At 57.3% G+C, this 24,880-nt stretch carries 25 protein-coding genes and 3 tRNA genes; 12 read left to right on the forward strand and 16 right to left on the reverse strand.

Annotation, left to right across the window (positions count from 1 at the left end; genetic code table 11):
* Positions 1-229: 229 nt before the first annotated feature.
* The 7 genes from CR155_RS12580 to CR155_RS12610 all read left to right on the forward strand — a co-directional run bounded on the left by CR155_RS12580 (position 230) and on the right by CR155_RS12610 (position 6,927).
* Positions 230-3,160: a monovalent cation/H+ antiporter subunit A gene (locus tag CR155_RS12580; RefSeq protein WP_102070368.1), complete on the forward strand. Its 2,931-nt coding sequence runs from the start codon at positions 230-232 to the stop codon at positions 3,158-3,160.
* Positions 3,160-3,504, forward strand: a complete 345-nt coding sequence (locus tag CR155_RS12585) for a Na+/H+ antiporter subunit C (protein ID WP_102070369.1) — start codon at positions 3,160-3,162, stop codon at positions 3,502-3,504. Before CR155_RS12580 ends, CR155_RS12585 begins: the two co-directional genes overlap by 1 nt.
* Positions 3,501-5,138 carry a monovalent cation/H+ antiporter subunit D gene (locus CR155_RS12590; RefSeq protein ID WP_102070370.1) on the forward strand — a complete coding sequence of 546 codons (1,638 nt, stop codon included), beginning with the start codon at positions 3,501-3,503 and terminating at the stop codon, positions 5,136-5,138. Before CR155_RS12585 ends, CR155_RS12590 begins: the two co-directional genes overlap by 4 nt.
* The gene (locus CR155_RS12595; RefSeq protein ID WP_102070371.1) at positions 5,135-5,623 is read left to right on the forward strand and encodes a Na+/H+ antiporter subunit E; all 489 of its coding nucleotides are present in this window, start codon (positions 5,135-5,137) and stop codon (positions 5,621-5,623) included. Before CR155_RS12590 ends, CR155_RS12595 begins: the two co-directional genes overlap by 4 nt.
* The gene (locus tag CR155_RS12600; RefSeq protein ID WP_102070372.1) at positions 5,620-5,901 is read left to right on the forward strand and encodes a K+/H+ antiporter subunit F; all 282 of its coding nucleotides are present in this window, start codon (positions 5,620-5,622) and stop codon (positions 5,899-5,901) included. The genes CR155_RS12595 and CR155_RS12600 overlap by 4 nt, the downstream gene beginning before the upstream one ends.
* Entirely contained in the window at positions 5,898-6,233 is a 336-nt protein-coding gene (gene mnhG / locus CR155_RS12605) for a monovalent cation/H(+) antiporter subunit G (RefSeq protein ID WP_102070373.1), read from the forward strand. Before CR155_RS12600 ends, mnhG begins: the two co-directional genes overlap by 4 nt.
* A 163-nt stretch (positions 6,234-6,396) precedes the next feature.
* Entirely contained in the window at positions 6,397-6,927 is a 531-nt protein-coding gene (locus CR155_RS12610) for a hypothetical protein (RefSeq protein WP_102070374.1), read from the forward strand.
* A gap of 6 nt (positions 6,928-6,933) precedes the next feature.
* Here the strand turns inward: CR155_RS12610 and CR155_RS12615 are convergent, their stop codons facing one another.
* The 12 genes from CR155_RS12615 to rnr all read right to left on the reverse strand — a co-directional run bounded on the left by CR155_RS12615 (position 6,934) and on the right by rnr (position 18,893).
* Positions 6,934-8,838 carry a potassium transporter Kup gene (locus CR155_RS12615; RefSeq protein WP_102070375.1) on the reverse strand — a complete coding sequence of 635 codons (1,905 nt, stop codon included), beginning with the start codon at positions 8,836-8,838 and terminating at the stop codon, positions 6,934-6,936.
* On the reverse strand, positions 8,835-9,899 hold the full coding sequence (locus CR155_RS12620) for a sensor histidine kinase (RefSeq protein WP_102070448.1): 1,065 nt from the start codon (positions 9,897-9,899) through the stop codon (positions 8,835-8,837). The genes CR155_RS12615 and CR155_RS12620 overlap by 4 nt, the downstream gene beginning before the upstream one ends.
* A gap of 16 nt (positions 9,900-9,915) precedes the next feature.
* A complete protein-coding gene (locus CR155_RS12625) occupies positions 9,916-10,590 on the reverse strand; it encodes a response regulator transcription factor (RefSeq protein ID WP_102070376.1) in 675 nt (224 codons plus the stop codon).
* A 104-nt stretch (positions 10,591-10,694) separates the two neighbouring features.
* Positions 10,695-11,171 carry an ExbD/TolR family protein gene (locus CR155_RS12630; RefSeq protein ID WP_102070377.1) on the reverse strand — a complete coding sequence of 159 codons (477 nt, stop codon included), beginning with the start codon at positions 11,169-11,171 and terminating at the stop codon, positions 10,695-10,697.
* Complete coding sequence (locus CR155_RS12635; protein WP_439650442.1) at positions 11,171-11,977, reverse strand: MotA/TolQ/ExbB proton channel family protein; 807 nt, start codon at positions 11,975-11,977, stop codon at positions 11,171-11,173. Before CR155_RS12635 ends, CR155_RS12630 begins: the two co-directional genes overlap by 1 nt.
* Before the next feature lie 34 nt (positions 11,978-12,011).
* Positions 12,012-12,911, reverse strand: a complete 900-nt coding sequence (locus tag CR155_RS12640) for an energy transducer TonB (protein WP_233214226.1) — start codon at positions 12,909-12,911, stop codon at positions 12,012-12,014.
* A 126-nt stretch (positions 12,912-13,037) separates the two neighbouring features.
* Positions 13,038-13,406 carry an RNA-binding S4 domain-containing protein gene (locus tag CR155_RS12645; protein WP_102070380.1) on the reverse strand — a complete coding sequence of 123 codons (369 nt, stop codon included), beginning with the start codon at positions 13,404-13,406 and terminating at the stop codon, positions 13,038-13,040.
* A gap of 85 nt (positions 13,407-13,491) precedes the next feature.
* A tRNA-Val gene (locus CR155_RS12650) sits at positions 13,492-13,567 on the reverse strand.
* Positions 13,568-13,651: 84 nt separating this feature from the next.
* Positions 13,652-13,924, reverse strand: a complete 273-nt coding sequence (locus tag CR155_RS12655; RefSeq protein ID WP_102070381.1) for an HU family DNA-binding protein — start codon at positions 13,922-13,924, stop codon at positions 13,652-13,654.
* A 348-nt stretch (positions 13,925-14,272) separates the two neighbouring features.
* The gene (locus CR155_RS12660) at positions 14,273-15,502 is read right to left on the reverse strand and encodes a cystathionine gamma-synthase family protein (RefSeq protein ID WP_102070449.1); all 1,230 of its coding nucleotides are present in this window, start codon (positions 15,500-15,502) and stop codon (positions 14,273-14,275) included.
* 103 nt (positions 15,503-15,605) lie between these two features.
* A complete protein-coding gene (rlmB, locus tag CR155_RS12665) occupies positions 15,606-16,352 on the reverse strand; it encodes a 23S rRNA (guanosine(2251)-2'-O)-methyltransferase RlmB (protein WP_102070382.1) in 747 nt (248 codons plus the stop codon).
* Between the two features lie 105 nt (positions 16,353-16,457).
* Positions 16,458-18,893, reverse strand: coding sequence for a ribonuclease R (gene rnr, locus CR155_RS12670; RefSeq protein WP_102070383.1), 2,436 nt, complete (start codon positions 18,891-18,893; stop codon positions 16,458-16,460).
* A 102-nt stretch (positions 18,894-18,995) separates the two neighbouring features.
* Between rnr and CR155_RS12675 the strand changes: the two genes are divergently transcribed.
* Positions 18,996-19,080: transfer RNA gene (locus CR155_RS12675), tRNA-Leu, on the forward strand.
* Positions 19,081-19,142: 62 nt separating this feature from the next.
* On the opposite strand, the gene CR155_RS12680 is transcribed toward CR155_RS12675, so the two are convergent.
* Both CR155_RS12680 and sugE read right to left on the reverse strand, forming a co-directional pair.
* Entirely contained in the window at positions 19,143-19,574 is a 432-nt protein-coding gene (locus CR155_RS12680; protein ID WP_233214228.1) for a GNAT family N-acetyltransferase, read from the reverse strand.
* Positions 19,575-19,640: 66 nt separating this feature from the next.
* On the reverse strand, positions 19,641-19,967 hold the full coding sequence (gene sugE / locus CR155_RS12685; protein WP_102070385.1) for a quaternary ammonium compound efflux SMR transporter SugE: 327 nt from the start codon (positions 19,965-19,967) through the stop codon (positions 19,641-19,643).
* On the opposite strand from sugE, the gene CR155_RS20800 reads away from it, so the two are divergent.
* The 4 genes from CR155_RS20800 to CR155_RS20905 all read left to right on the forward strand — a co-directional run bounded on the left by CR155_RS20800 (position 19,966) and on the right by CR155_RS20905 (position 23,264).
* Positions 19,966-20,127: a hypothetical protein gene (locus tag CR155_RS20800; RefSeq protein ID WP_158238267.1), complete on the forward strand. Its 162-nt coding sequence runs from the start codon at positions 19,966-19,968 to the stop codon at positions 20,125-20,127. The two genes, sugE and CR155_RS20800, sit on opposite strands and share 2 nt — an antisense overlap.
* Before the next feature lie 48 nt (positions 20,128-20,175).
* Entirely contained in the window at positions 20,176-21,873 is a 1,698-nt protein-coding gene (locus tag CR155_RS12690) for an FMN-binding glutamate synthase family protein (protein ID WP_102070450.1), read from the forward strand.
* A gap of 383 nt (positions 21,874-22,256) precedes the next feature.
* Positions 22,257-22,333 (forward strand) — tRNA-Met (locus tag CR155_RS12695).
* Between the two features lie 493 nt (positions 22,334-22,826).
* Positions 22,827-23,264, forward strand: coding sequence for a virulence RhuM family protein (locus CR155_RS20905; RefSeq protein WP_199171751.1), 438 nt, complete (start codon positions 22,827-22,829; stop codon positions 23,262-23,264).
* Between the two features lie 22 nt (positions 23,265-23,286).
* Here the strand turns inward: CR155_RS20905 and CR155_RS12710 are convergent, their stop codons facing one another.
* A complete protein-coding gene (locus CR155_RS12710) occupies positions 23,287-23,595 on the reverse strand; it encodes a type II toxin-antitoxin system CcdA family antitoxin (protein ID WP_102070387.1) in 309 nt (102 codons plus the stop codon).
* Positions 23,592-24,755: a DJ-1/PfpI family protein gene (locus tag CR155_RS12715; protein WP_102070388.1), complete on the reverse strand. Its 1,164-nt coding sequence runs from the start codon at positions 24,753-24,755 to the stop codon at positions 23,592-23,594. Before CR155_RS12715 ends, CR155_RS12710 begins: the two co-directional genes overlap by 4 nt.
* Between the last annotated feature and the right edge of the window lie 125 nt (positions 24,756-24,880).

The following is a 24,880-nucleotide window of genomic DNA, read 5'->3' on the forward strand; positions in this document are numbered from 1 at the left end:
TCCGATTATGGCCGGGACGCCGTTGGCGTCCATGCATGCCTGTCAATATGCGGCTTGCATCAACCTGACATTGTCAGGACATCGATCAAAATGCTTCTTGATCTACGTCAAGCAGAATAACAAACCTTGGATTACGCCAGTAAAACAGAAAAACCATCTGACTGTCGCGGAGCTGAAAGCAACATATCGTATTATTAGGGCTCGGATTCATTCAAGCCCCTCAGTCCCAATGCTCTTAGCACTTATTCTTGTCCTGCCTTTTGCGGGCAGCATTATCGCTGCGCTGCTGCCCGCGAATGCCCGAAACCTGGAGGCATGGCTGGCTGGGTCCGTTGCTATCTTCAGCGCAGTCCTGGTTGCCTGGCACCTGCCCGACGTCATCGATGGCAATGTCGTCAAAACCACCGTTCCCTGGATACCAAGCCTCGGTGTCGACCTGACCCTGCGCATGGACGGCTATGCCTGGCTGTTCGCCATGATCATTACCACCATGGGTGCCTTGATCGTCCTGTACGCCCGCTATTATCTTTCGCCGCAGGACCCGGTCCCCCGCTTTTTCGCATTCTTCCAAGCCTTCATGGGCTCGATGCTTGGCGTCGTGCTCTCGGGCAATCTAATCCAGCTTGTCGTCTTCTGGGAATTGACCAGTCTCTCGTCCTTCATGTTGATCGCATATTGGCACCACAGGCTCGATGCACGGCGCGGCGCTCGTATGGCGCTGATCATCACCGGCGCCGGCGGCTTGTGCCTGCTGGGCGGCATGCTGATGCTGGGACATGTCGTGGGCAGTTATGACCTGGATGTCGTGCTGGCCTCCGGTGATTTGATTCGCAATCATCCCTGGTACACCATCATGCTGGTGCTGGTGGCCTTGGGCGCATTGACAAAAAGCGCGCAATTCCCCTTCCACGTCTGGCTCCCAAATGCAATGGCGGCGCCCACCCCCGTATCTGCTTATTTGCACTCGGCCACCATGGTCAAGGCCGGCGTATTCCTGCTGGCACGTTTCTGGCCTGTCCTGGCAGGCACGCCCGAATGGGCCTGGATCATAGGCGGAGCGGGACTTTGTTCGCTGATTCTGGGGGCCTACGCCGCCACCTTCCAGCTGGACATGAAGGGGGTACTTGCCTACTCCACCATCAGCCACCTGGGCCTGATCACACTGCTTTTGGGCATGAATAGTAACCTCGCCCTGGTTGCGGCAGTATTCCACATGATCAACCACGCCACGTTCAAGGCCTCGCTCTTCATGGCGGCCGGCGTGGTGGATCACGAAACCGGAACCCGTGACCTGACCCGGCTGTCCGGCCTGTATCGAAGCATGCCGATTACGGCCACTCTAGCTGTTGTCGCGGCCGCCTCCATGGCAGGCGTGCCTCTGCTCAATGGCTTCATCTCCAAGGAAATGTTCTTTGCCGAAACGGTGTTCGTCAGCGGCGACTGGTTCAGCAGTTACGGCTTGCCCATAGCTGCCGTGGTCGCCAGCGCCTTCAGCGTGGCTTATTCGCTTCGCTTCATCATGCAGGTGTTCTTTGGGCCCGAGCCTCGCGATCTTCCCCGGGCTCCGCACGAGCCTCAGTTGCTGATGCTCATTCCCAGTGGCATTCTCGTGCTTATCTGCCTGGTGGTGGGCATCATGCCGTCCGTAACGCTCGGCCCTTTCCTGCACAGCGCAACCGTGGCCATCCTTGGCGCCGACACCCCACAGTACGATCTTCGCGTCTGGCATGGCTTGAACCTGCCCCTCGCCATGAGCTTCCTGGCCATGGTCGGCGGCGTCGGAATACTGTGGCTGCTGCGCCATCGACATCGTACGCGCCCTGGAAAGACGCCGCTCATATACCGTTTCGACGGTCGCCATACGTTTGAATCCATGCTGGAAGGTCTGGACGTACTGGCCTCATTCCTGCTTGATTGGGCACGCTCGCCTCGCCTGCAGCCGCAACTGTTGCTGGTCGTCGTTTCCACGTTCGTGGTCGCCATGTTACCGCTACTGGGAGGCTCATGGCTGCAGCCCGAATTCACAACGCCAATAAATCCTTACTTCGTACTGATGTGGGTGGCCGGTGGCGCCTGCGCCGTAGGGGCCGCCAATCAGGCCAAATACCATCGTGCGGCATCGCTGCTTATGGCGGGTGGCGCCGGGCTTGCCACGGCGCTGACCTTTGCCTGGATGTCCGCGCCCGATCTTGCCCTTACGCAATTGGCCGTCGAAGTGGTCACCACCGTATTGATCCTGCTCGGCTTAAGGTGGCTGCCGCCACGAGTCATGACGCAAGACGAACTGCCCGTCCAAAATGTGGTGCGCGCCTTCATACGACGCTTCCGCGATCTGATCATCGCGGTGGTCACCGGCACGGGGCTCTCGGCCGTTGCCTATGCCGTCCTGACGCGTGCTCATCCAGAAGGAATCTCCTCATTCTTTGTCGAGCAATCCCTGCCCATGGGCGGCGGGGCGAATGTTGTCAATGTGATCCTGGTGGACTTCCGCGGGTTCGATACGTTCGGCGAAATCACGGTGTTGGCCATCGTGGCGCTCACGGTTTATGCCCTGCTACGGCGCTTCCGTCCTCCACCAGAGAGCATGACCTTGCCCAATGCACGCACGATACTGCCGGCCAACGGCAAGTTGCTCGATCACTTCGCTGAACCTGATCCCAAGGCGCTCATTCCGGAAGGCGTCATGAAATTACCGGCCGTACTGGTGCGCCTGCTGCTGCCCCTCGCCACCCTGATTTCGCTCTATTTCCTGCTACGCGGCCACAACCTTCCTGGCGGCGGTTTCGTGGGCGGGCTCATCATGGCCACGGCCATCATCCTGCAGTACGTCGTGGGCGGTGTTATCTGGGTAGAGGCACGCCAGAGCCTGCACCCGCAAAACTTGATCGCCATAGGTCTTTTGCTGGCGGCGGCCGCTGCGATGGGGGTATGGTGGGCATCCAAGCCATTTCTTTCCGCCGTGAGCTGGGACATCTCGCTGCCCGTCATCGGCCATCTGCATCTTTCAACGGTATTGTTATTCGATCTTGGCGTGTATTTGCTGGTCGTCGGCGCAACGGTGCTTATATTGGTCGCTCTGGCTCACCAGTCCTTGAGGCTCCATCGAAAGCACTCGCAGGCCATAGTTCCGCCCATATCGCCTGAACAAGGAGCCCATTAATGGAAGCCGTGCTTTCAATTGCCATCGGGGTGCTGGCCGGGTCCGGCATCTGGCTGCTGCTGCGTCCTCGCACCTTCCAGGTCATCATGGGGCTGACGCTGATTTCGTATGCGGTCAATTTGTTCATTTTCGCCATGGGCCGCATTACGCTTGGGGCCCCCCCAGTGATCAATCCGGAATGGGGAGCGGACGCCGTGCACTATGCCGATCCACTGCCGCAGGCGCTGGTACTCACTGCCATCGTAATCGGATTCGCGACGACGGCCTTGTTCCTTGTTGTCATGCTGGCTTCACGCGGATTGTCTGACACCGACCATGTCGATGGACGGGAGACCCGGTCGTGAACCAGTGGTTGCAGCACTTTCCTATTCTTCCGGTTGCGATCCCCCTGTTGGCGGGGGCCTCCATGCTCATGCTGCGCGACTCGCGGCGGCGTACACGGCTTGCCTTTGGCTTCATATCCGTCGCCGTACAGTTGGCCGTGGCGGTGGTTCTGCTTTGCCTGGCGGCCGGCTACATCCCCAGCAACTGGCCTAATGGGGTGGGCGTCTACCTGCTGGGCGACTGGCCTGCGCCATTCGGCATCGTGGCGGTCGTCGACCGCTTGTCCACCATCATGTTGCTACTGACGGCCATGCTCGGGAGCGCGGCATGGGTTTATTCAACAGCGCGATGGGACCGCGCGGGCGTGCACTATCATCCCCTGTTCCAGTTCCTCTTAATGGGACTCAATGGCGCCTTTCTTACCGGCGATTTGTTCAACCTGTTCGTGTTCTTCGAAGTCTTGCTGGCTGCCTCCTACGGACTCACTCTGCACGGATCCGGCAAGGCGCGCGTTGCCGCCGGATTACACTACATTGTCGTGAACCTGCTGGCCTCCTTCCTTCTGCTGATTGCCATGGCGCTTATCTATGGCGTCACTGGAACACTGAACATGGCCGACCTGGCGGCGCGAGCCGGCGAGCTGAGCGGACCCGACCGCATCCTGTTCGAATCAGGCGCGGCCATCCTTGGCATCGCCTTCCTGATAAAGGCGGCCGCCTGGCCGCTGAACTTCTGGCTTCCCGCCACCTATGCCAATGCTTGCCCACCGGTTGCCGGGATTTTTGTGATCATGACGAAAGTAGGCATATACGCGCTGCTGCGTATCGGCTCGCTACTATTGCCGACCGGCGCGCCAGCGGCGTTCGGCGGCGAGTGGATGTTCCCCCTTGGCATGTTGACACTGGGATTCGGCACCATCGGTCTTCTGGCCGCTCCCCAGGTTGAACGGCAGGCAGGGTATTGTGTGATCCTTTCGTCGGGAACGTTGCTGGCCGCCCTGGGTATGCCAGGCGTGACGCTTACTGGCCCTGCCCTGTTCTACCTGATCAGCTCGGTGCTGGCGCTGGGGGCGTTTTTCATGCTGCTCGAAATGATAGACCGGACCCAGACCTTTGGCGCCGATTTGCTGGCCGTCAGTCTTGAAGCCTTTGACCTGGAAGATCCAGAGCCAGCCGATCGATCCGATGATGTGGTTGGAATCGCCATTCCGGCTGCCCTGGCGTTCCTGGGCATGGCCTTCATTGCATGTGCCTTGCTCATCATAGGTTTACCGCCCATGTCGGGGTTCGTCGCCAAATTTTCCTTATTGTCGGCGGCCCTGGAAACGTCCGCCACCGACACGCCGTCGCCGGCCGCATGGATGCTGGTGGCGGGCGTCCTGATATCCGGCTTGGCGGGCATCACTGCGCTTAGCCGGACCGGCATGCGATTGTTCTGGAGCGTCGAAGACTCTGTCACGCCACGGTTACGCGTCAGCGAGGCTGGCCCGGTTGGCGTACTTATACTCGCCTGTGTCGCACTGGCTTTCTGGGCGGGTCCCGTCATGAGCTACCTGGAAGAAACCGCCAAGTACCTCGACCGCCCATCCTCGTACATCAATGCAGTGCTTACACAGAACCCCGTGCGTGGGATCTCACCGGGAGCGATCCCATGAAACGATATTTGAATCGACTGGTCCTGCCAGCAGTGCTACTGGCCCTGTGGCTATTGCTCAACGACACACTGTCGCCGGGCCAGATTGCGCTGGGCGCAACGCTGGCGTTGTTGCTGGGTTGGGCTGCGAAGCGCCTGCGCCCCTTGCAGGCGTATCCAAAGAAGCCACTGACCGCTATCAGACTGATAGGCCATGTCGCAAAGGACATCGTACGATCCAACCTCGCCGTCGCCGTGATCATCTGCAAGGGCAATAAAGTCGATGACTACTCCGGGTTCCTGAAGATCCCACTGCGTATGCGCGATCCCCACGGTCTGGCCGCACTGGCCTGCATCGTGACCTACACCCCGGGAACGGTATGGTCGGACTATTCGGAACGAGACGGCATCCTGACACTGCACGTGCTTGATCTCAAGGATGAAGAGGAGTGGCGTCGCATCATCCAGCATCGTTATGAAGGTCCCTTGATGGAGATATTTGAATGAGCGATCTTATTTATTGGGCGGCGGACTTCGCGTTGGGTTGCTTCGTGCTGTCCCTGGGCTGCGCGGCACTGCGCCTGTTGCGCGGACCCACCGCCTCCGACCGGGTGCTCGCGCTGGATACCATGTATATCAATGGCATGTTGATCCTGCTTGTCCTGGGCCTGCAGTTCAATTCCAGTTCCTATTTCGACATCGCCTTATTGATCAGCCTATTTGGCTTCGTCAGTACCGTCGCCATGGCAAAGTTCCTGTTGCGCGGCGAGGTCATCGAGCCATGATGGATACCTTGCCGATCTGGGTTTCGATACCCGCATCCCTGTTCCTTATCATCAGCGGCCTGCTCACACTGATAGGTTCGGTGGGATTGTTGCGCCTCAATAAGTTTTACTGTCGCATCCACGCGCCCACCCTAGGAAATACACTGGGCGTCTTTGGGATGGTGATGGCCTCGATTCTCGTCAGCTCCGCACTCGAGGAACGTATTGTCGTGCACCAGATACTGCTTACCGTGTTCCTGATCATCACGGCACCCGTGTCCACCATGCTGTTGATGCGCGCAGCCATACGCCGAAAACTGCGCGTTGAGCAGAAGGAAAACGAGGGAGAATGACATCCTCGCGCTGCGCTGCGTGCCACAGGTACGCCAATTGCTATGGCAAGCATTGTCGGACACATGGCGTCTATTTTATGCGTTGTGAGAGCTAGGTCGATATACTGCCTACAGTCTGGCAGTTCCTCTGCGATTCGACATTTAACAAAGGAGTACATCCGCGATGCATACTCGATCAACAATATTGTCTTCCCGCCTATTGGCGGCATGCGCACTGGGGGCATGCCTGATCAGTCCACTGGCAATCGCCGCAGGTCCGGGCCCGGCCATGAGCGCTACTGATATCGAAGCACGGTACAAGACAGACGTCGCCCGATGCAACGCCGGTCAAACCAATCAGGACAAGGCCACCTGCCTACGCGAGGCCGGGGCAGCGCGTGAAGAAGCCAACCGCAACAGACTGAACAACGGCAACCCACAGGTCTATGACGCCAACCAAAAGGCACGGTGCGACGCCCTGCCTGTGGAGCAGCGCGATGAATGCATGTTGCAGATGTCGGGCGTAGGCACGACCACTCAAGGCAGCATTGGCGGAGGGGGGGTACTGCGCGAAACCACCATCACCACGACGGGGACCCCGGCGCCGGCGCCTGGAACCGCCCCGGGACTCACGCCCAACCCGCCTGCCGTCGTACCCGCGCCCTCACTGACGCCCGTTGCTCCCGGCTCAGTCCCGGGTACAGGTCCCAAATAACACTGGCTATAACTCCATCTGCATACCCATTTCGACCACCCTATTAGGCGGGATCCTGTAGAAACGGGTACTGCGGCTGGCGTTGCGGGCCATGAACGCAAACAAATGGCGGCGCCATGTCGTGTAGAACGGCAATGTGCGCCGCACGATGACCGTTTGCCGTGACAGGAAGTAAGAGGTTTGCATCGGATCCAGATTCAACTCCGGATGTGCCTGGCCAATCTGCTCCAAAGCCTGAGGCACGTTTGGCTCCTGCTTGAAACCCCATCGCGCGACAGCCTGCCAGCCACTGCGACTAAGCCGTTCGAGTCGATATCGTTCACTGGCCGGCACATAGGGAACATCCGCGCTTTCGACGGTCAGGAATAGAGCCTGTTCATGCAGAATCTTGTTGTGCTTCAGGTTGTGCAATAAGGCGGGCGGAACAGTATTTTCAATCATGCTCATGAACACCGCCGTACCCGGCACCCGTGTCGGCGGGTACTCTTCAAGTCCCTCCATGAAGGTCTTCAGCGGCTGTTGATCGCCAGCCAGTTTGTCGTGCATCGTTTGCCGGCCCTGCTTCCAGGTGATCATCAAGGTCAACAGGCATGCGCCGACCAGCAAGGGCACCCAGCCGCCGTCATGGATTTTCAGCGTATTGGACGAGAAAAGCAGAATATCGATGATCAGAAATATGCTGATCAGACAAAGCCAGAGCCAACGCCTGTACCCACGTGCGTACCGTGGCACCACCGCAAATGCCAGCAATGAAGTCATGAGCATAGTTCCTGTCACAGCGAACCCGTAAGCATGGGCCAGCCCTTCAGAAGACTGAAAGGCCAGTACAAGAACCAGCACCGCGATGAAAAGTAATATGTTCACACGTGGCAGGTAAATCTGCCCCTCTTCGTGGGCGGAAGTATGGAGGATTACCATGCGCGGCCAATACCCTAGCTGCACAGCTTGGCGAGTAACCGAAAAGGCGCCCGAAATGACCGATTGTGACGCAATGATCGTCGCCATCGTAGCCAGACCGACGAGCGGCACCAGAGCCCATTCAGGGGCCAAATGAAAGAAGGGATTCGTCGCGGTTGCGGGGTCTGACAGAATAACGGCACCCTGTCCAAAGTAGCAGAGGACCAATGCCGGAAGCACCGCGGCAAACCAGACACGGCGTATGGCGGAGCGACCGAAATGACCCATATCGGCATAGATGGTCTCTGCGCCTGTCAGTGCGAGCACAATGGCTCCCAGCAGCAAATAGATTTCCCACGGTGCATGGGCAATAAACCCAAACGCCCACATCGGGTTCAACGCAAGCAGGACTGTGGGTTCGAGCGCGATCCGCCAGGCGCCCAGACCTCCCAGCGTAAGAAACCAGACCAGCATGACGGGACCGAACAACTTGCCAACGGTACCGGTTCCGCGCGACTGAATCATGAAAAGTCCTGCCAGGACGACGATGGACAGGGGCACGACCCATGGCTGCAGCGTGGGTGAGATCAGTACAATGCCTTCCATCGCCGACAATACCGAAATTGCCGGCGTGACCATGCTGTCTCCATAGAAGAGACAGGCGCCGATAAGGCCCATTATCATCAGCCGCCACCTACGAGGACCTGTCACGCCCCGTAACGCGAGTTCCATCAACGCCAACGTACCGCCCTCGCCCCGATTATCGGCACGTAGCATAATAATCATGTATTTGAGCGAAACGACCGTCATCAGCATCCAGAACAATAGCGAAAGCAGCCCCAGGACCTCCGCCTCGCCGGGGTTGTCCAACCGGGCGAGCGAGGCCTTGATGGTATACAAGGGACTGGTACCGATATCACCATAGACCACGCCTAGCGCCCCCAGCATCATCGCCGCTGTAGGTGTTATGGCCGGCTTGACAGGCCCTTCTCCGATCGTTGACGCATCATTCATTGTGAGACTTGTCTTCTAAGCTTGGCGCCGATGCGCGGGCCGGGAAATACCACGGTAATACGGGTACCCGGAAATGTCGGACGGCTTGCGAGGTTCCACCAGCCGCCATGGGCGCGCGCGATTTCCCGGACGATGGCCAATCCCAGTCCCGAGCCGCCCGCAGAGGCTCGCTCTGAACGGTAAAAAGCTTCGAACACACGATTTCCATCTTGCGGATCGATGCCAGGACCGTCATCCTCTACCGTCAAGGTTGGAGGATTCGCAGCGACGCGCAGCGTGATGCTGTTGGCTCCTGCGCCATAGCGCAGTGCATTGTCGATCAGATTGCTCAACAACTCTTCAAGCAACAGGGTATCGGCGTCCACCCACACAGGCTCATCGGGCGCCACCAATTGAATGTCTACCAGCCTGGCACGGGCGGCGGGGATCCATTCGGCCCCGCTCGTCCGGACCCACTCGCACAGGTCGATGCGAACGAAGCTGTCCTGCGGGCGTATCGTCGAATCGGCGCGCGCCAACACCAAGAGTTGCTGGCCCAGCCGTATCATGCGATCGGTGACCGCCTTGATACGCTCGGCCCGCTCGCGCACATCGTCGGGCAACTGCCTGGTGAGCATCAATTCAGACTCAAGTTTGAGGCCGGCCAAGGGCGTGCGCAACTGGTGCGCCGCATGGCCGATGAAACGCTTTTGTGCCTGCATGGATTCGTCCAGGCGAAGCAACAAATCATTCACATGGTTCACCATGGGTGCCACCTCGGCGGGTAATCCCGTGGTATCCAGAACCTGCAAGTCGTCGATGGAACGTTGACTGATTTCCTGGGAGAGCCGGTTGACCGACGCCAGGCCCGAGCGCACGCCGGAGAGCAGAACCCATGCAAAAACAGAAACCAGGATGATCTGGCTAAATACCATGGTCCAGAAAATATCCCGAAGGAGCCATTCCTCCATGGTCATCTTGCGGGTCATGACCCATGTTGCGCCCAAGTCGAGCAGAACCAGTACGATAATGGCAGGAAGCAGGCGCAGAACCAGATGCCGCGCCAGTGAGCCGGGCGGCATCAGTTTGCCGTTCAAATCAGGCGGCACTTTCGACTTCTAGCAAGTAGCCGAAGCCACGTACGGTTTGTATACCGGTGCCGGTGCCTTCGAGCCTTTTCCGCAGTCGATAAACGTACACTTCGACGGCATTCTCGCTGAAGTCGGCATCCCATGCTGACAGCGAATTGACAATCTGTCGCTTCGTGACCACACGACCTACGCGTGCCATGAGCATTTCCAGCACGGACAATTCCCGCACCGACAAGGAGATACGCTCGCCGTTCACGCGGACTTCGCGTCCGACCGTATCGAACTGCAAAGGCCCCGCCTCGATGTAGGGTTGTACGTGGCCGGTACGCCGGCGGCCGAAAGCCCGGACCCTTGCGGCAAGTTCGAGTAATTCGAAGGGTTTGGTGACGTAGTCGTCTGCACCCGCGTCCAGGCCGGCCACCCGGTCTTCGACGCCGTCGCGCGCGGTAAGAATGAGCACAGGAACTTGATGATTACCGGACCGCAGCTTATGCAGGACGTCAAGACCGCTTTGACCCGGTAAATTCAAATCCAGCAATAGCAGGTCGTAGTCCTGGGCCGTTACAGCGCCCAATACCTGATCGCCGTCTTGCAGCCAGTCGACCGCATAACCCTGTTCAACAAGGAATTCCTGCAAGGCATGGCCCAAGGTTGCGTCGTCTTCGATAACTAGTACTCTCATACCTTAATTCTATATCGAAGCGCCTCGCAGGATATCGTGCCGCGACAATTTACCCGAGGCAGTTACAAACTTGACAAACGGCTTAGCGACACGCGCGAAGCTCGTTAATTTGACGGCACTGTCGCCGCGCCTTCCTTGATGCCGGGTTCGGCCTGCCTCGCATCCCTGGAGCCGGGCCGTGTAATGAAACCCAGACGTTTCAAGCCAGCCGCCTTGGCACTGCTCATCACCTGCGCCAGAACTTCGTAGCGCGTATTGAGGTCGGCCCTGATCCGTAACTCGGGCTGCGGATCAAGTCCCGCTTCTTCAGCGAACTTGCGCGTCAGGTCATCACGCGTCACTGGCTGCTCGTTCCAGAACATCTCGCCCTGTGCGTCCACGGCAAGATCGATAGTTCTGGGCTCCTGCTCGACCGGCTGGGACGATGCCTGCGGCACATTGATCTTGATGGAGTGACTGAGCAAGGGTGCGGTGATGATGAAAATCACCAAAAGCACCAGCATCACATCGATAAGCGGCACCATATTGATCTCGGAGACCGTATGGCTCGCCCCTTTGTTGTCAAAACTGCCGAATGCCATTATTCACCCTTCCCGCTGGCCAGCACGACGCGACGTGCTTTATTGGACGATTCAGAAACTTGCTGGCCCGTACTAAGGAATGTGAACAGGTCATGTGCGAAGACGTCGAGCCTGGCCAGATAGACGCGATTACTACGCACGAAACCGTTATATGCCAGTACCGCTGGAATCGCGACAGCCAGGCCCAAGCCAGTCATGATGAGCGCCTCGCCGACCGGGCCGGCAATGCGATTTACCGTCACGCCATCCGACAGGCCGATACCGACCAGGGCGTGGTAAACACCCCACACCGTGCCGAACAGGCCCACAAACGGTGCGGTTGATCCGATGGAGGCCAATATAGTCAAGCCGTTTTCCAGTCTTGCGGTTTCCTCGTCGATAACCTTGCGTATGGTGCGGGTCACAAAGGCGCCGGTCGAACCTTTTTCCTCCAGCTTCACCGCACCGTACTTGGCATGATGGTTGCGTGCATGAATAGCATGAATGGCGAGGTGTGCAAAGGGCTCGTTGGCACCGTGGGTGGCAATTTCATTCTCGACCTGTTCCAGCGAACTGGCCGTCCAGAACTCCGTCAGAAATTTCTTCGATCGCATGCCGATACGAATGTTGATGAATGTCTTGACGAAGATGAGGTACCAACTGGTCAGCGACATTGCGATAAGAAAGCCGAACAAGGTCTTGCCGACGATGTCGCTTTGTGAAATGAAATGCAGCATGCCGTCGCCACCTGCCGCTTGCGCCGCCGTAACACCGCCGGCCGCCGTGACCGCTGGCGGGACATCCGCAAGTTGGGCGATCACCTGCATGGCGCCATCAAGAAAATCCAACATTCGTTATGTCCTATAAAACAAAATCAAACGGAATATCGGCCATGGCCTGGTAGGCGATACCGTTTTCCGTATAAGGTTTGAAACGGGCACTGCTCGCCGCCTTCACGGCGGCCATATCCAGGCGCTCGTGGCCGGAAGAGGTTCTTACGGACGCCTTCAATACACTACCCTGCGCGGAAATCAACACCCGGACCACGACCCTGCCCTGCTCGCCACGCCGTTCTGACACACGCGGGTAGACCGGATTCGGTCGTTTCCCGAGGTAATCCACCTTTCCTATCATGCGCGGGCGGTCGGGATCCACCGGCGCCGAGGGCGCTTTAGGCACGGCTGGCGCAGCGGCCTTGCCGACCGGCGCCGCCGCCACAACAGGCTCGACAGGTTTCACAGGCGCCTTAACCGCCGGCTTGGGCTTGGGTTTAGGTTTAGGTTTCGGCTTGGGCTCGGGTTTAGGCTCGGGTTTAGGTTCGGGGGGAGCCTCGGGCGCTATGGCCTCGGGCTCAGGCTCGACGATCGGTTTGGTTAACGGTTCGGGCTCCGGCAACGGTTCAATGATCGGCTCAGGCTCAGGCTCGAGTACCGGCTCGGACTCAGGTTCGAGAGGCTCAGGTTCTAGAGGCTCAGGTTCGGGAGGCTTGGGTTCCAGGACGGGTTCCGGAACCGGTTCCGGTTCCGGTTCCGGTTCCGCTTCAGCGACCGCAATATCTTGAACGGGCTCGAGATCGGTTTCCTCATTGACCGCCGCGTCAACCACGTCGTCGGCGATTTCGACAAAACGCACCTCCACCGTTTCCGGCAAATCTATTTCCGGTTTGGGCGGGGGTGAAGAAAGTACTGCCCCAAGCACTGCCAGATGCAATCCCACCGCAACGGCAACTCCGGCCACTTTGATAAGCACGGATCGGGACATCGGTTCAACATGGGAACGCGGCATTAGTGGGCAATTGATGTATGGCCAACGCAAAGCCGGGGAGGCATGACGCTGTGGGTTAAAACAACTGCAAAATATTATCAGAAATGCGAACTATTCGCAATATCATTCTTCGTGGAAGGTTGCGAGCTGTCGTCTGTCCTTTTTAGTCGGCCTTCCTTTGCGCTCGCCTACTGGCATAGGCGCCAACTTCATGAGTTCCACGTGTCGCGCACGGGCGGCGATGCTGTTTATGGTCTCAGCGTATAACATCCTGGCTTCAGCCGCAGGACGACGTTGGTCGTTCAGTGCTCGGACTTCGACTTCCCAGCTTTGGTCGCCGGCACGAATATCCAGAAGGTCTCCGGGCTTGATTGCCTTTGCAGGCTTGGCAGTGGTGCCATTAACTTTGATCTTGCCCCCGTCTATGGCTGCTCCGGCCACCCCCCGGGTCTTGAAAAAGCGCGCTGCCCAAAGCCATTTATCTAGTCGCATAAACCCTCCGGTAAGGTGACAGCAAATAAAAAAGCACCTAAGTTTCCTTAGATGCTTGATTTTACTGCTATCTGCAACCAATAAGTGGTGGGTGCTACAGGGTTCGAACCTGTGACCTACGCCTTGTAAGGGCGCCGCTCTACCAACTGAGCTAAGCACCCATTGCATTGGGTACCACCAATTTGGTGCAAAACGCGAAGACGCAAGTATAGCCTAGCGCGTTTTCCATTGCAAATGGCCAATTATCAATTAACCGCGTCTTTAAGAGCTTTACCAGGACGGAACTTGGGCACCCGGGCTTTCTTGATTTTGATTTCTTCGCCAGTACGTGGATTACGGCCGATGCGTGCAGCGCGTTCCGTAACGGCAAAGGTACCAAAGCCCACCAGAGTCACGGTGCCTTTCTTTTTTAGTGTAGTTTTCACAGCCCCGATGAATGCTTCGAGCGCGCGGCCCGCGTCTGCCTTCGATAAATCTGCTTTGGTGGAAATGTGTTCGATGAGCTCTGTTTTGTTCATTAAGGATTACCCCTAAAAATTATTGTAGCCAAGCTCGTCCGGATAAGGAGTGACTTGGCGCTTGGTAGAAAAATACGTGACGCGGTTTTTTGCGGATCGTATTGCCAACCGACATGAGGATGGCGCAACCGGGCGGCGTTTCGGCTTCTGAATGCACACTCAGCTGACTACCGCGTATTAAGCCTTTGAAACCAAGGACTGTCAAGCAAAAAGCCTTGAAAACCCGCATAGTTGCTGACTTTTTCAATTGTGTACATCAACGTTAACAAATATGGAAAAGTTGCCGATGGGCCTATGCGTCGGCCGGAATTTATGGTAATTGTAACTCGGTGTGATTATTCAAACCCATTAATCAAGGGCCTGTACAAAGTCATCGATGATGTCCTGAGTATCCTCGATGCCTATGGAAACCCGCAAGAAGTTATCTGAAATACCCATCAACGCCCTTCGTTCTGCTCCCATCTCGTAATAAATGGTTTGTGCCATCGGCAAAACCAGCGTGCGATTATCGCCCAGATGCGTGGCCAGAATCAGGACCCGCAATCGATTCAGGAAATCGAATAGATCCACCTCATCGATAAGTTCGATGCCCATCAGCGCACCGAAACGACTGCCGAACAGTTGTTTGGCGCGCTCATGCTGCGGGTGATCGGTTAATCCCGGATAATGAATTTTGGCGACCTTTGGATGCCGGCTAAGAAACTGTGCCAGAGCAAGCGCGTTGGAACATGCGCGATCCATACGCAATGCAAGCGTCTCAGCACCTGCAGCAATACGATGCGCCGCTTCCGCCGCAAGGGTTCCGCCCATATCGCGCAGACCCTTCTTTTTTATCTGCGTCAGACCCCAGGAGCTGGGTTTGCCGTTGCGGTAAGACAACGCAATGTTCGTATAGTCGGTCCAATCGTACAGCCCCGTATCGGTCACGGCCCCACCCAGGGCGTTACCGTGGCCGCCTATATGTTTGGACAAGGAGTTGACGACCAGAGAGGCGCCCACCGATATACCTTGGCATAACCAGGGCGTTGCAAGGGTATTGTCGACGACATAGACCAGATTCTTCTTTTTGCACCACTCGCCGATGCCGACCAAGTCGGCCACCTGCGTACCCGGATTCGCCAGCGCCTCGGTGAAAACCATTCTGGTTTCCGGTCGCAAGGCGGCAACGACGTTATCGACATTGGTTGCGTCCACGACAGTGACGGCAACGCCGAGGTCGGCCAAGGTGCCAAGCAGGCTATTGGTATTGCCAAAGATGTGCTGGCTGCTGATCAAATGGTCGCCCGCCTTGAGAAGGGCAAAAAAAGTAGCCGCCAAAGCCGCCATGCCAGTGGCGAAGCTCACTGTTGCCACCCCGCCCTCCATCTGCGTCACCTTGGCCTCAAGAGCGGTCGTGGTCGGCGTACCCTGGCGCGCATAAGTGAATCCGGGCTTGCCCTGGAATACCGCAGCCAGTTCACGCGCATCGGAAAACGCATACTGCGACGAAGGATGCATAGGCTTGTGGATGGCGCCGTGCTCAACCGACGCACGTCGGTCTGAATGAAGAATCGTAGTGGTGAAGCCGTTTTTAGCCATGGTCAGGAATGGAAAAGTAGAGAGCAGAAATAAGGGAGCCGTCAACCCGGCGAACATAGTCCCACAACAGGGGCCATGTCCGTTTTTGCAAGGCCAGGCGGGTTCACGACCGGCGCTGGCGCACTGTCTCGTACAAGCACACGGCGCTGGCCACGCTGACGTTCAGGCTTTCGACGGAACCCAGCATTGGAATATGCACAAGCTCGTCACAGGTGTCGCGGGTAAGCCGGCGCATGCCCTCGCCTTCAGCGCCCATCACCCATGCCATCGGGCGTCGCGCATCCACCTGATGAATTGTGGAGGTAGCCTGATCGTCAGTACCAACGATCCACACGTTGCGATCCTTAAGCTGGCGCATCGTACGCGCCAGGTTGGTGACCATGATGTACGGCACCGTCTCAGCAGCGCCGCTGGCAACGCGTTGCACCGTGGTGTTCAATCCCACGGCCTTGTCGCGCGGTGCAATTACGGCGTGCACCCCGGCGGCGTCGGCGGTGCGCAGGCACGCACCCAGATTGTGCGGGTCGGTCACGCCATCAAGAAGCAGGAACAATGGCGGCTCGGACTTATCCTCGAGCCAGTCGAGGACCTCGTCGACATCGGCAGCCAACGTGTGCGGCTCGGCAAGCGCAACCACACCCTGGTGTCGGGTACCGCGAGCCAGGCCGTCAAGTCGATCGGTAGCAACCGGATGAACCCGAATATTTGCCGACTGCGCCTGCTCGATGAAAGTCTGCATGCGCTTGTCGCGCCGCGACGCTTCGACGTAGAGCTCTTTGATGGATTCCGGGGCGTGGCGCAAGCGAGCAATCACGGCATGAAAGCCGGCCAAAACCTGATGAGACGACATGTATATCCTTATGGAGTTGTATTTACAGCAAGCGTCGCGCTAGCTCACTGCAAATGCATTTTACCCCTCGGAACCATCATCGCCGCGCCAGGCTTGAATTGGACACTAGCGCCTGCGTGTTGTCTTGCTTGGAGATGCCGTCTTGGCTCCACGCTTGGCTGCCGCTCGTCGTTGCCGCGACGTTGTGCCCTTGAGCGCTTCAGGCTTCGTGGCGGCCGCCTTTTTTTTACGCGGTATGCCCTCTTCGGTCTCGATGGACGCTTTCAGAGCCTTGAACGTCGTGCCTTTCACCAGCCGGAACTCGATACGGCGTGCTTCGAGGTCGACACGCGCCACTTGCACCTGTACCGCATCGGTCAGGCGATAACGGATACCGGTGCGCTCGCCGCGCAATTCGTTCATGGCTTCGTTGTACTGGAAGTAGTCGGAACCCAATTCCGATACGTGCACCATGCCTTCGACAAAGAGCGTATCGAGCGTGATGAATATGCCAAATGGTGCGACACCAGTCACCCGACCGCTGAATTCTTCGCCGACATGCTCCTTGACAAACCAGCACTTGAGCCATGCCTCGACGTCGCGCGAGGCATCGTCCGCTCGGCGCTCGCGGGCCGACAGCAGCACCCCCAGCTTTTCCCATATGGCATGTTCGCGTTCGTCTATGGGCAGTGCTGCCAAGCTTCCGATATCGGCGACTTGCGGCACGTATTTTTTGCTTTGAAGAATACCCTTGATGACCCGGTGTGTGAGCAGGTCGGGATAACGGCGTATAGGAGAAGTGAAATGTGCATAATGGTCGTAGGACAGGCCAAAATGGCCAACCTGCTCGGGACTATAGATGGCCTGTTGCAAGGACCGCAGGCACATGGTCTGGATAATGGCGTAGTCTGGACGATTTCGGGCCGCCTGCACCAGCCTGGCGTAGTCATCGGTGGACGGGTCTTCACCGCCTTCAAGCGTCAAGCCCAGGTTGCGCAGGTAGTCACGCAGGTTCTTGAGTTTCTCGGGTGTCGGGCCTTCGTGCACCCGGTATAGTCCCGAGCGCTTGTTGCGCGTCATGAATTCGGCTGCGCACGTATTGGCGGCCAACATGCACTCTTCAATGAGCTTGTGAGCATCGTTGCGCGTGTAGGCTTCGATCTTTTCGATCCGACCCAATGGGTTGCAGACAATGCGCGTTTCTATGGTGTCAAAATCGATAGCGCCGCGCTTCTTGCGCGCCTGCGCAAACAATTGATAGAGTTCGTACAAGTTCTGGACGTGCGCAAGCACGGCCTGCATTGCTTGCCCGGCCGGGCCCGTGGGCTGTTGCAGGGCCGACCAGACATCGGTGTAGGTCGTACGTGCGTGCGAATGGATGACAGCATCGTAAAACTGGTAGGCGGTGATGTTGCCGGCCTTGGTGCCACTGGCGGCAATAACCATATCGCAAACCAGCACCAAGCGGTCGACGTCGGGGTTCAGCGAGCATATGCCATTGGACAACGCTTCGGGCAGCATGGGGATGACCCGACGAGGAAAATAAACACTGGTCCCTCGCTCGATGGCGTCGTTATCCAGGGCGTCGCCCGGCCGCACATAATGACTGACATCGGCAATGGCCACCAACAGGCGCCAGCCCGGTTTCTTGCGTTTTTCTGTGCCAAGTTCAACCGGGGTGCAGAATACCGCATCGTCGAAATCGCGGGCGTCTTCGCCGTCTATTGTCACGAACGGGACTTCACGCAGATCGATGCGTCCTTTGAGGTCTGCGGGCCGGACGGTGGCAGGCAGCTTTTCGGCTTGCTGCAAGGTGGCAGCTGAAAACTCATGCGGAACATCGAACTTGCGCACGGCAATCTCGATTTCCATGCCAGGATCGTCGATTTCGCCCAGGACTTCCACGACGCGTCCCAATGGCTGCGTGTGCCGCGTGGGCTGCTGCACGATCTCGACCGTGACGACTTGGCCAGGTTCGGCGTCACCGATATCGGACGCGGGAATAAGTATGTCGTGCTTGATGCGCTGGTCTTCCGGCACCACGATATATGAAGCGCGCTCTTTCAGGAAACGACCCACCAGTTTGTTGGTGCGCCGTTCTATGACTTCCACGATAGTGGCTTCGGCTTTGCCGCGATACTCGCCGTCTGGCTTCGCCAGAACGCGGTCGCCATGCAACACTTTAAGCATTTCGCGCGGTGAAAGGAATAAATCAGGGCCGCCATCGTCGCGCAACAAGAACCCAAACCCGTCGCGATGCCCTTGCACGCGGCCCGCGATGAACTCGAGTTTGTTGTTCAGCACCACCTGCCCTTGCGGGTTGATGAAAATCTGGCCGTCGCGCTCCATGGCGTTCAGACGGCGATCGAAACCTACGGACAAAGGCACGGAAGTGCCTAGCGCCTTTGCCAGGTCTTCAGGCGACATGGGAGTTTCCGAGGATCGGAGGTACTGCATGATTACTTCGCGACTGGGCACTTCGGGGTCGAAATCCGGTGGCAGATTGTGCGTGCCGGCCGAGCTTCCCTTGCCAGTCGAGTCGTTTTTGGAACGTTTGTTCAAAAGTGATTTCCGTTAGGTAAAAAAATACGTTATACTTTGCGCCTCTTAAAGATGTAATGCAAAACGCAGCAGTAGTTTGTAAAGCGATAGCATACACTTTATGCCCAGGTGGCGGAATTGGTAGACGCGCATGGTTCAGGTCCATGTGCCTTCGGGTGTGGAGGTTCGAGTCCTCTCCTGGGCACCATTTAATTCTGGCGAAAAGCCCGTGAATTCACGGGCTTTTTTCTTATGCAGCGCAACAAGCGCTCAGACAGTTAAAAGATGACGCATCGTTACATGCTCGATACCAGCATCCAAATAGGTGCCGCCTTCGGCCACAAAGCCATGTGCCGTATAAAACGCCAACGCATGCAGCTGGGCTGCCAATACAACTTCCAGATAGTGCTGACGACGCGCTTCGTCGACCAGCGCAGTCAGCAACTGTGATCCGACCCCTCGGCCTCGATAAGGTGCCCTGACTGCAAGCCGCCCTATGTGGGCATTGGGCAGCAGTCGGCCGGTTCCGATTGCCACACCATTTTCGTCGTAAGCCAACGCGTGGATGCAATGCTGATCTTCAGCGTCCAACTCAAGTTCAGTGGGAACATTCTGTTCCTGCACGAATACCTCGTGCCGAATTACCATCGCGTCCTGCATGCAGGTTGTCCAATCTCCCAGAATGACCTTTATGGGGCTCAACGTAAGTCTCCGAAATTGAATGTGCGGAAGGATTCTATGGGAACAATGACGCGAAGTGAAAATCCGTCACGCCGCCAGTTTCAAGCCGATGATGCCTGCGATGATAAAACCAACACTGATCAGGCGTGCGGGACTGGCGGACTCTCCGAACAAGAATATGCCTAATATAACTGTTCCGACTGCGCCAACACCTACCCATATGGCGTAAGCCGACCCTACCGGCAATTGTTTCATCGCCAGTCCCAACAACAACACGCTGGCCACCATGGCAAAGACGGTTCCCACACTGGGCCATAATCGTGTGAAGCCTACTGTGTATTTGAGACCGATAGCCCAACCCACTTCCAATAGCCCGGCAATAAATAGCACTATCCAGGATGTTGACACTGACATGATGATCGCTCTCCGAGTCCGAGGGGTCGTCCCCACTGTGTACGCCGCAATGATCGACGGCGAGGTCGTCCTCGCTGGAAACGGGCATTTTACTGAGTTCGCCGGAGTGCTCTATGAGCACGGAAATGCTTACGAGCAAGGATCGATACCGGTGGATTGATTGCAGCCTCTGGTATCGTTCCAAATTGCAACCGAAACAGGATATCCCATGCAACGTCTGTTAACGCGTTACTCAGCATTTCATTTTGTCATCGCCTGTACCATAGCTTCCCTGGTCTTCAGCCTCGTTTCAAGCGTCTGGTGGCTGCTGCCTGCCTTGGTATTTGGCGCGCTCACGGCCTTGGGCATATGGGATCTGCGTCAAACACGCCACGCCATTCGCCGCAACTATCCAGTGATCGGTAATCTCAGATTTTTCTTTGAATCGATCCGGCCTGAAATGCGGCAATATTTCATCGAAGATGATAACGACGCACTGCCATTTTCCCGCGTAGACCGATCGTTGGTATATCAACGCGCCAAACAGGAGATCGATAAAAGGCCCTTCGGTACGCAACATGACGTCTACCGACGAGACTACGAATGGATCAATCATTCCCTGGAACCTTCCCACCCGCAGAACAGCGACTTTCGCATTACAGTGGGGGGACCCGACTGTAGTCGTCCGCACTCCTTGTCGGTATTGAATATCTCCGCCATGAGTTTCGGCGCCCTTTCCGCCAACGCCATCCTTGCACTGAATAAGGGGGCATCGGAAGGCAACTTTGCCCACGACACCGGAGAAGGCGGGATAAGCACCTATCATTTGGAGCACAACGGATCGCTGATCTGGAATATTGGCTCCGGTTATTTCGGTTGCGGCAACGGCAAGGGCCAGTTCTCGGACGAAGTCTTTGCACAGCGGGCCAGGCATGACAGCGTCAAAATGATAGAAATAAAGCTCTCCCAAGGCGCCAAGCCAGGACATGGCGGCATCCTGCCCGGTCCCAAAGTAACGCCGGAGATCGCGCAGGCCCGCGGTGTCCCGCCTTGGCAAGACTGCAATTCCCCCGCCCGGCACAGTGCATTCACCACACCTATCGAACTTATGCAGTTCATCGCCCGCCTGCGCGGGTTGTCCGGTGGCAAGCCGGTCGGGTTCAAACTATGCATCGGACATCCATGGGAGTGGTTTGCCATTGCCAAAGCGATGCTCAAGACCGGTATAACGCCTGATTTCATCGTCGTCGACGGAGCGGAGGGCGGCACGGGCGCCGCCCCTATCGAATTCGTTGACCATGTGGGCACACCATTGCGCGAAGCGCTGCGGCTGGTGCACAACACCTTGGTCGGCATCGGTTTGCGGGATCACATCAAGCTGGGCGCTTCGGGGAAAATAATCAGCGCCTTCGACATGGCGCGCGTCATGGCGCTGGGCGCCGACTGGTGCAACAGTGCACGCGGGTTCATGTTCGCCATCGGCTGCATACAAGCCCAGGCATGCCATACCGGCAAATGCCCAACCGGCGTCACCACCCAGGACCCCAAGCGCCAGAAGGCGTTGGTCGTGGAGGATAAATCAGTGCGCGTCGCAAGCTTCCATGCAAACACCTTGAAAGCCCTGGGCGAAATACTTGGCGCTGCCGGGCTGCAACACCCGGGCGAATTACGGCCGCATCACATCGCCAAGCGAATTTCCAATGGCGAAATCAGGGTACTGTCCGCGTTGTTTCCAGATCTGGAAGACGGCGAACTGCTTGAAGGAAAGTTCCGGCTGACCATCTTCCGTACGGCCTGGCCGATGGCGCAAGCCGAGTCATTCGCGCCGTTATATAGTCTTAGCGCCGCCTTGTCCGGCAACACCAATAGCCCCATGCCGGACGACGCCAGCGAAGCCAACAAGACCCATGCCGCACTGTCAGCGTGAAATATTTTGCGAACCCACCCCAGCATCGATGGTTCCATAAACCTGCACCCCGGAACGGGTAGAGGCCGGCCCATGGTTAGCCGTACCGTTGGCGCAGGCGCCGAGGGAGAAAGCAAGAGAAGCCATAGCCAGCAGATGCCTCATCAGTAGTTACCCTTATTTCAAAGTTGAGAGCCCGGAATTATGATGGTTTTACTGCCTTAGGGCAGCGCAACTACCTTTCGAGGTAGTTCATTTGACATCACCTCTATTGGTAATGTCCACTGCTTTCGCGGCAGTAAGGCCCCGCCAAAAGGCGGGGCCTTTACGTTGATACCAAGCTGAATTTTCGACGCCTGGGCCTGCACACATGCTTAAAAATTTATGCTATAGTTTCGTGCTTTGGCGCATTAGCTCAGCCGGTTAGAGCGACGGAATCATAATCCGCAGGTCCCCTGTTCGAATCAGGGATGCGCCACCAAAGATATCAAGCACTTACGCCAACCTTTCGGGGTTGGCGTTTTGCTTTTTGCCGTCCGTGTACCCTCTGTGTACCCCCGAAGCCCCAACTCTGAGACTGACGGCATTACGGGGTAATGGTCTGGTCTATTGGCCATGACGTGGTGCCGCAGGCGGCGAAGCGACTACAGCCGCCCTGACGGCGTCGCAGGCTATGGCTATGCCCCTCTCCCACGCCTCATCTAGAAAACGTAGTCTGCGTCGTACTGGCGCGTCTGCGGGCCTGCCCAGATCACAAATGCACCCGGTCCTGACCCCACCCCCGGGTGGCTCCCCCTTATTGGGGGTCGCCTCGCTAACGGGTATAACTGTGATTTGATCAAACGGGCGCGCGATTTTGACGTATGCGCAGGGGTACGGGTCGATTATGGGAACACCCCCGGTCACGTTTTGAACGAAAACGGCCGTCAGATTTCGCGCAAAATTTGAAAGGGTCCTGCCGTCGCTGCGGTAGCATGTCAGCTTTACAATCATCACCGCCCGCCATGGTCGCCTCTGTGCTTATCGTACTGTTGGTTCTGTATATGCTCGTCGGCGTCGCGCTGTGCGTGCGTAGCAGGCTGGCGGTACAGGTCGCCTACGAAGTAGCCATACTCGCCACAAATACTAGTGTCCCGGCGCGCAAAGTGCGCGCGTACCATGCACAGTTGGAAGTGACTGTAGACCGAGATACAGCCTGGCTTAGTCTGGATCAGATGGCTGCCTTATTTGATCGCGATAAATCAGTTATCTCGCGTCATATCCGCAATGTATTTAAAGAGGGAGAATTGGAACGGGGTTCAGTTGTTGCAAAAAATGCAACAACTGCGTTGCGAAGGACAAATGCCTTCGAAGAATCTCCAATCCAATTTCGATTGCGGAATCTGGATGAGCCTCTCCGCAAAATCAATTAACGCCCTGGAAAAATTGGGCTCATCAAAACATCCGGTACTTCGTTAGTGGAAGGCCGTATTTTCCAACGAAAGCATTGGAACTCTCGATGGCTTCCTGGTTCTCAGCAAGCCAGCGCTCGCTGCGCGTGCATGCGGTGGCCTGAACAACACCGGCTTCAGCCGCCTGCGAGATATTGATTTGCAAGGCCTTTGCCTCGGAAAGAAGGTCCTTGGGCAGTGACACATTCGTAGCACGCTTGCGGAGACGGTTGCGGGACAGGCTGGAACTGCGGCCGTGCACTGGATGACCATCCCGTAATGAACGCAGTCTGTGTAACTTCTGAGCGTTCATTGGTTTTCCTCCCGTGGTACCTCTCGACGTGGATATTCGAGCTGCATGGCCACGACCCTGGCGATGCGATCCCCATATCGAGCTCCGATTTGAAAAAGCGCTTGATCCAGTGCTTCTGCCGGTTTGCGATCGGCGAACGCAGGGACGAGCTGCTCATCCGGCCACTCCGTGGCGACCCTGTCGGGGATGATGCGCAAGCCACTGCGGCTGTCTACGGCATCGGCCGAACTTGCGAACGTTACCGTACTTGATCGGTAGGTCCGCGACCAGGCGTCTGCCACGATGGCGAGCGACACCTCATCCATCCCTGCTACCAGTTCGATGCCGAGCTGATCCCGTTTCCAGAAGGCAAGGACGTTGCCGAGCACAGTGGCGGCGAAAGCGCGCGTGATCTTGAACGCGCTGCTATTGTGGCGAGCATCCCACGTGCTGAGGCCAAGATCGCGTGCGACAGCCATCGCCTTATCACGGCCAGCAATGGACTCGATCAAGGTCAGCATCATGGGCATGGAGGCGGATATGCCGGTCGTCGTGGCAATGCCCTGGTCAGCCACCAGCCGCCGGTCTGCGACGTAATGGAGCGAAGGCACTCTATCACGAAGCTCATCGACAAAATACCAGTGCGTCGTTGCGCGCTTATTGTCCAGCAAGCCGGCCTCGCCCGCCACCTTTACCCCCGCGCAGACGGCGATGACGATCGCGCCTTTTCCCGCCTGGCCCCGGATCCACGTGAGGGCGGCGGGATCGTCATCACGACTCATGGCCGGGACGACAATATAGTCGGCGCCATCAGGATATTGGGCATCGAACTGCGCGATCGTCGCATCGGGCTCGACCTGGAGGGCCGGATAGAGCCTCAGCGGCCCTGGCTCCGTTGCCAGCGCCACGACGTCGGCGACATCAGTGCGCTTCAGGATGCCGTAGGGCATAAGATAGTCGGTGACCTCCGTGCCTTCGTTGATACCTATAATCGCGATCAGCGGTCGCTCGCGTTTAGGCGGCTTCAGAGCCGCCAGCATGGCGTCTGTCTCTTGCGTTTCAATGGGCGGCGCGGCGCCGGGGTCCGGTGTGGCAGGCAGCGAAAATATCCAGGCCACGCCTATTGCCGCGAGAAGCGTGGCCGAAGCCAAGATGATCCTCAACCCAAGCCGCTTATTCATGGCGATTTTCCTCCAAGAAGACCCCGGTCTGTAAACGTTATCTCTAATATTACCGTTACGACGATTCGCCTGAAATGAAATAATTCTGGAAAAAATCGCCATTCGACAAGCCGGACCGCAACGCC

Origin of the sequence: Pollutimonas nitritireducens (genome assembly GCF_002849615.1) — a bacterium.
Classification (GTDB): domain Bacteria; phylum Pseudomonadota; class Gammaproteobacteria; order Burkholderiales; family Burkholderiaceae_B; genus Pollutimonas; species Pollutimonas nitritireducens.